Genomic DNA, 4,211 nt, shown 5'->3' with positions numbered 1-4,211 from the left:
GTACGGCGGTACCTGCCGGCTGGCCAGCGCAGGGCACCTGCCGCCGGTCTTCCTGGACCCCGGCGCCCGGCGCGCCCGGGTGGCCGCCCAGATGCCCGTCGGGCCGCCCCTGGGCTCCGGCTTCGGCGGCTACGAGACGTCCGAGGTTCCGTGCGGACCGGGGACCGTGCTCCTCATGTACACCGACGGGCTGGTGGAGCGGCGCGGAGAGGACATCGACGTGTCGGTGGCCCGGCTGGAGTCCCTCGTGCTTCCGGCGAGCGGGCGGCTCGAGGACCTGCTGGACGAGGTACTGGACCGGTTCGCCGAGGAGGCCGAGGACGACGTCGCGGTCCTCGCGTCGAGGGTCCACGAGGGCGTGGCCTTCGGGCAGCACGGCTGACGGGCGGCCCGGCCCGGCGCGGTGGGGCCGTTGTCAGTGGCGGGTGCGAGCATCGACGCCATGGAACCTCTGCTTCTCGCCGACATCGAGGCGGCCGTCCGCAGCAGTTGGGACGCCGACACCACCACGCCCGAGTACCGGTCGCGGTGGAACCCGGGCAACCCTGCCCGGGACCAGTGCGGTGTGACCGCCCTGGTGCTCCACGACCTGCTGGGCGGTGAGCTGGTCCGGGGCGAGGTGCGGGTCGGCGGACGACGCGTGGACTACCACTGGTGGAACCGCCTGGGCATGGGCGTGGAGATCGACCTGACCCGCGAGCAGTTCGCGGCGCACGAGAAGGTCGTCGGCGGGGTGGTGATCGAGCGGCCGGCGGAGATCGTGCGCCTGCGCGCGGAGTACGAGCTGCTGCGGGCCCGGGTGCTGGAGCGGCTGCGGGGACGCATACGCACGCCCGGGACGGTCCACCCGGGCTGAACCCGCCCACGGGGCGCCCACCGGTCCGCGCGCCGGACGGAGGGCGCCGACCCGGCGGGCGCGGGCACGGCCGGCCCGCGTGCCCCGGCCGGTACCGGACCCTGTACTCCGGCCGGGTTCGCGTGCCTCCGGCCCGTGGTGCCGGCGGGCTGGTCAGCCGAGTTCGAGGCTGGTGATGCCGAAGACGCCCGCGCGGTCGAACTCCGGAACCGGTCCCGTGTACATCCGCGCCGTGTCGAACGACGGTGTGAGCCCCAGCTGTTCGGCGAGGCGGACGGCGGCGGGGTTGACGTCCGGCACGTCGACCGCGACGGGGGTGTCCGGCGCGCCGGACGCGAGCGCGCTCACCAGCGCGGCGGCCACCTCCGGCGAGTCGGCGTGCAGCGGTCCGATGCGGGAGGCCTCCCGGCATTCGCGTACGACGGCGAACCCGGCGATCTCCCCGTCCCGCACCGCGGCCAGCGCGGTGCGCCCGGGGCCGGTGATCCAGGGCGCCAGGAAGCTGTCCCGGGCCTGGGGGAAGAAACGCCGGTCGTAGGCGGTGAGCCGGACGAAGGGCAGCGTCCGGGCGTCGGTGAGGACGACCCCGGCGGGCGGGGCGACGCCGGTGGGCGCCACCCCCTCGTACCGCGCGTTCCCCCAGGCCCTGCGGAAACCGGACCTGCGGTAGTTGTCCTGCTGCGCGGGTACGCCGTCGAGGCCCACGGTGCGCCCGGCCAGCCGGGCCGTCCCGGCGCGCCAGGTCCGCAGGCCGTATCCCCTGCCCCGCAGGGCGGGGCGTGTCAGGTAGAAGCCGAGGAACCCGAAGGAGTCGCCGTAGCGCACCACGGAGACGGAGGTCACCGGCTCACCGTCGAGGCGGCCGATGAGGAAGCCGCACGGGTCGGCGGCGAAGAACGCCTGCCCGTCGGTGAGTCCGGGATTCCAGCCCTCCTCGTGGGCCCAGTCCCCCAGCATGACGATGTCGTCGGCGCTCGCGGTGGTGATCTCGAAGTTCGGCACGGGACAGCACTACCCCGCGCGCCGTCCGTTCATGGGGTCGCTCAGCGGCCGTGTCCTGGGGCCGCTCAGTGGCCGTGCCGGGCCGAGCGTCCGCGCAGCCGGCGCAGCACGATCAGGGCCGAGGTGATCAGGGGCAGCAGTCCGGCCACCGTGTTGACGGTGGTGAGCTTGTCCTGCGTGCCCTTGGCCCGTCGCACCTGCTTGACCGTCCGGACGATGGCGAGCGCGCTGCTGCCCAGGTTCAGAGCCAGGCCGACCTTGGAGTTCTTCGGTGTCTTGGGCATCCGTCGTACCTCCGGGTCCGTGCATGTGCCGGTCAGGCCTCTTGTCTCAGGCCCTCGTCCCACGTAACCGGGTCGCGGGCGGGCGCGCAACGGGGGAAGGAGCGGCTTCTCGCAGCCGGGCGTGACCGTAGCCCTTCACGACGGGGGATGCGCGAAGGGCTACCCGTGCAGTATGGCCCTCCAGCAGGTCGGCCGACAACTGGCCGGCCGGTCAGCCGTGTCGGGTCCCGCACGGGCCGGTACACCGGCGGAAGGGACGGGGGAGAGAGCGGGCGTCCGCGCCCGAGGGGTCTTTTCGCCGGCCGCCGGAATGGGCGGGCGGGATTCATTTCCGGGGTGGTGTCTGCGGGTGCGGCCACGGGGTGATATGGTTTTCGGCTCGGAACTGCGGAAATCGTGCTACCCTTCACCGGAGTTGCAGGTGTGGTTCCCAAAACTTCAGGTGCGCCCCGATCTTTTTCACTCGGGTGGGTGCGCTTTTGTCTTTCCGGTCCCTGCCGGTCGGGGTAATCATGTGCGGCGACGTAGGGATCGCACAGTGCGGACCCACGGGCAACGCCCCGAAGGAGAAAAAATATGGCAACCGGAACCGTGAAGTGGTTCAACTCGGAAAAGGGTTTCGGCTTCATCGAGCAGGAGGGTGGCGGCGCCGACGTCTTCGCCCACTACTCGAACATCCTCGCCCAGGGCTTCCGCGAGCTGCAGGAAGGCCAGAAGGTGAGCTTCGACGTCACGCAGGGTCAGAAGGGCCCGCAGGCGGAGAACATCACCCCGGTCTGATCACACCGGGCGCATGACACGGCCGGGGTCCGCACCTTCGGGTTGCGGGTCCCGGCTCGTTTTTCGTCCCGCCCCGCCGGGGGCCGCCCCGTGTGCACCACGGGGACCCGGCGAGGCGGGATCCGCCGTTCGTATTCATTTATTTCACCGGCTCGTATCCAGCGATTCCGGCGCCGCACGCCACGGAGCGGGTGCGGCCGCCCGGAAGGAATCCCTCGGCACGCGCCATTCGAGGGAAGGTTCTCTTGAACCGGGATCACACAGTCCGTACGCATGACCGATCCGCCCGGACGGGTACCGGTGGGTCCCCCGCCGGCCGCGGGCCCGGCCCCCAGCGTGGTACGCCCACCGCAACGGCCGAACGCACCGTGCCGGAATCCGCCGCCCCCGCGCTGCCCGCCGTGCGGGCGTTCGCCGACCTGGGCCTGCCCGCGCCGCTGCTGGCGGCCCTCGGCGCCGAGGGAGTGACGGAGCCGTTCCCCATCCAGGCGGCGACCCTGCCGAACGCGCTCGCCGGACGTGACGTGCTGGGCCGTGGCCGCACCGGCTCGGGCAAGACGCTGGCCTTCGGTCTCGCGCTGCTGGCCCGGACCGCCGGGCGGCGCGCCGAGGGCCGCCGCCCCCTGGCCCTGGTCCTCGTGCCCACCCGGGAGCTGGCGCAGCAGGTGACCGACGCCCTCGCCCCGTACGCGGGGTCCCTGAAGCTGCGGCTGGCCACGGTCGTCGGCGGCATGTCGATCGGACGGCAGGCGAGCACCCTGCGCGCGGGCGCCGACGTGGTCGTCGCCACCCCGGGGCGCCTGGCGGACCTCGTCGGCCGTGGCGACTGCCGGCTCGACCGGGTCGCCGTCACCGTCCTCGACGAGGCCGACCAGATGGCCGACCTGGGCTTCCTGCCGCAGGTCACCGAGCTGCTCGACCAGGTACGCCCCGACGGCCAGCGGCTGCTGTTCTCGGCCACCCTGGACCGCGAGGTGGACCAGCTGGTCCACCGCTACCTGCACGACCCGGTCGTGCACTCCGTCGACCCGGCGGCCGGCGCGGTCACGACGATGGAGCACCATGTACTCCACGTCCAGGGCGCCGACAAGTACGCCACGACGACCGAGATCGCGGCGCGCGACGGGCGGGTGATCATGTTCCTGGACACCAAGCACGCCGTCGACCGGCTCACCGCCCACCTCCGTGGCAGCGGGGTGCGCGCCGCCGCGCTGCACGGCGGGAAGTCGCAGCCGCAGCGCACCCGCACCCTGGACCGTTTCCGGACCGGTGACCTCACCGTGCTGGTC

General features: G+C 73.0%; 6 protein-coding genes. 4 read left to right on the top strand and 2 right to left on the bottom strand.

From position 1 onward, the window contains the following. Positions 1 to 382: PP2C family protein-serine/threonine phosphatase (locus IH13_RS0113470; protein WP_031084148.1), on the top strand; the 382-nt coding region annotated here is incomplete at its 5' end. Between the two features lie 60 nt (positions 383 to 442). Beyond that, positions 443 to 856 carry a YunG family protein gene (locus tag IH13_RS0113465; protein WP_031084146.1) on the top strand — a complete coding sequence of 138 codons (414 nt, stop codon included), beginning with the start codon at positions 443 to 445 and terminating at the stop codon, positions 854 to 856. A gap of 153 nt (positions 857 to 1,009) precedes the next feature. Here the strand turns inward: IH13_RS0113465 and IH13_RS0113460 are convergent, their stop codons facing one another. Together IH13_RS0113460 and IH13_RS0113455 are read right to left on the bottom strand one after the other, a co-directional pair. Further along, positions 1,010 to 1,858, bottom strand: a complete 849-nt coding sequence (locus tag IH13_RS0113460) for a GNAT family N-acetyltransferase (RefSeq protein WP_031084144.1) — start codon at positions 1,856 to 1,858, stop codon at positions 1,010 to 1,012. Positions 1,859 to 1,923: 65 nt separating this feature from the next. Next, the gene (locus tag IH13_RS0113455; RefSeq protein WP_031084142.1) at positions 1,924 to 2,142 is read right to left on the bottom strand and encodes a hypothetical protein; all 219 of its coding nucleotides are present in this window, start codon (positions 2,140 to 2,142) and stop codon (positions 1,924 to 1,926) included. Between the two features lie 576 nt (positions 2,143 to 2,718). Between IH13_RS0113455 and IH13_RS0113450 the strand changes: the two genes are divergently transcribed. Continuing rightward, positions 2,719 to 2,922: a cold-shock protein gene (locus IH13_RS0113450; protein ID WP_031084141.1), complete on the top strand. Its 204-nt coding sequence runs from the start codon at positions 2,719 to 2,721 to the stop codon at positions 2,920 to 2,922. 245 nt (positions 2,923 to 3,167) lie between these two features. Further along, a partial coding sequence (locus tag IH13_RS0113445; RefSeq protein WP_031084139.1) for a DEAD/DEAH box helicase occupies positions 3,168 to 4,211 on the top strand: 1,044 nt, incomplete at its 3' end.

This window comes from Streptomyces sp. NRRL WC-3549 (assembly GCF_000721935.1).
Lineage (GTDB): Bacteria > Actinomycetota > Actinomycetes > Streptomycetales > Streptomycetaceae > Streptomyces.
The sequence above is the reverse complement of the archived record's forward strand: the minus strand, read 5'-3'. Positions and strand labels throughout refer to the sequence as shown.

What these genes read in the sequence shown, in the direction of transcription:
- IH13_RS0113455 (WP_031084142.1), bottom strand. Translation starts at nt 2,142, where the DNA reads ATGCCCAAGACACCGAAGAACTCCAAGGTCGGCCTGGCTCTGAACCTG.
- IH13_RS0113465 (WP_031084146.1), top strand. Translation starts at nt 443, where the DNA reads ATGGAACCTCTGCTTCTCGCCGACATCGAGGCGGCCGTCCGCAGCAGT.
- IH13_RS0113450 (WP_031084141.1), top strand. Translation starts at nt 2,719, where the DNA reads ATGGCAACCGGAACCGTGAAGTGGTTCAACTCGGAAAAGGGTTTCGGC.